This window comes from Treponema endosymbiont of Eucomonympha sp. (assembly GCF_001028545.1).
On record NZ_BBPW01000255.1, the window covers coordinates 1 to 876 of the forward strand.

General features: G+C 58.2%; 1 protein-coding gene and 1 pseudogene. Both read right to left on the minus strand.

What is annotated here, in order from left to right:
* Positions 1 to 571 (minus strand): L-threonylcarbamoyladenylate synthase (locus AWU74_RS06355; RefSeq protein WP_162504945.1); only part of this gene is annotated, 571 nt, incomplete at its 3' end.
* Positions 558 to 876: pseudogene (locus AWU74_RS11810) on the minus strand (hypothetical protein); the annotation flags it as partial. The pseudogene AWU74_RS11810 and the gene AWU74_RS06355, both read right to left, overlap by 14 nt.

Consider the following 876-nt stretch of genomic DNA (forward strand, 5'->3'; position numbering starts at 1 on the left):
TAGGGCGAAAGCCTATATGCCGCGGCAAACGGAAATCGCCCTGACGCACAATGCGCGGCTCGCCGCCTGAAATATCAAGAATCGTGGAGGGGAGTTTCGCTCGGCAGTCCGCGCTGTAAACGATGAGTGGGACTTCTCTGCCGAATTCGCGGATAATATCGTCTATGGCGGTGAGCGGCGGTTTGTGAGCGCGGTTGACGCTGGTAGAAAAAAGCGGCTTTCCCGTTTCGGCGATAACGCTTCTGAGCCACGCGTCTCCCGGACAACGGAACGCAAGGGTTTTTCCGCCCGCCGCCGCGACGAGCAGTGTAAGCGGGGCAGGCCACAGCGCGATAATCTCGCGCGGCACCGGCTCTGCGCTGTACAAAAAAACGTCTTCGGGACGGGCAATCAAGCGGATAAAGGGCTTACCCGCTTTGCGCCCCTTAATCCGGCGGAGTATACCTTCCGTTTCGGGGACAATGCCCGAAAACCCGTACACCGTATCAGTAGGAATGACGGCAACCTTGCCCTGCCGCAGCACGGTGGACACACGCGCAGCCGAGTCGGGGGCGTCTTTATCGATAATCATGTCTACCCGGTATTCCCGCCGCGGAATTATCCGCTATAGCCGAAAAGCGCGCCGCGCTTCGGCGACGCTTCCGTTTCCCGCTTAAACCCCGCACCGAAAGGAACAGATACGACAAAAATCCTGCGGCAAGACCGGATATTTTGCACGTCCGCTCAGAAAGACAGCGTATTTCCTCCCGCATTACGGCGACGCCCGCGTCATACACCGTGTCGGTGAGGGCGGGGAGACCGGTGATTTTCAAGATCTTTTCATTTTTGCCGACATAGCCCAGTTTCCGCGCATAAGCGGCGATAGTCTCGGGCTTG